Source organism: Paenibacillus sp. 2TAB19 (genome assembly GCF_052115185.1).
Classification (GTDB): Bacteria; Bacillota; Bacilli; order Paenibacillales; family Paenibacillaceae; genus Pristimantibacillus.
Genome location: NZ_JBFRGE010000221.1, coordinates 1 through 650 on the forward strand (window position 1 = coordinate 1; position 650 = coordinate 650).

General features: G+C 50.6%; 1 protein-coding gene and 1 pseudogene. Both read left to right on the plus strand.

What is annotated here, in order from left to right:
- Positions 1-11: 11 nt before the first annotated feature.
- Positions 12-281, plus strand: a pseudogene (locus tag AB4Z33_RS31140) (family 43 glycosylhydrolase); the annotation flags it as partial.
- 105 nt (positions 282-386) lie between these two features.
- A partial coding sequence (locus AB4Z33_RS31145) for a carbohydrate-binding protein (RefSeq protein WP_442053597.1) occupies positions 387-650 on the plus strand: 264 nt, incomplete at its 3' end.

A 650-nucleotide genomic window follows, 5' to 3' on the forward strand; every position in this document is an offset into this window, starting at 1 on the left:
AGGGAGCCTCCATTCGCAAACGGAATGGAATTTACTATTTGGTTTACACAGACACAAGCCGGGGAAAGGCTTCATGCCTGGGGTATGCGACCAGTACCTCACCGCTGGGCCCTTTTACGAAAAGGGGCATCATTATTGATAACGACGGATGCGATCCGGAAACGTGGAATAACCATGGATCGATAGCGGAATTCAATGGGAACTGGTATGTGTTCTATCATCGTTCCTCGCAAGGCAGCCGGTACAATCGACGCGTCTGCATAGAGCCGATTGCTTTCAATGAAGATGGTAGCATCAACGAAGTCGAAATGACGACTCAAGGCATTTCAGAACCCCTAGATGCAGGAAGTCCAATGGAAGCTTGGAGGGCTTGCCTGTTATCGGGTATGGTACGAACTGAGCCTGTTGACAACGGTCCAGAAGCCGGAGACGAGCGCTTTACGGAGCATTTGACTTTAATAGAAAACGGTAATTGGGCGGCATATAAATATATCGATTTCGGTTCCGGGAAAACCTTATTCGAAGCGGCGGCAGCCAGCTCTGCTTACGGTGGCGAAATTGAAATTGTGCTGGATTCTCCCAATGGAACTTGTATCGGCCGTTGCAAGGTTAGCAGAACGGGCGGCTGGCGTGTCTGGGAGCGCGTAGCC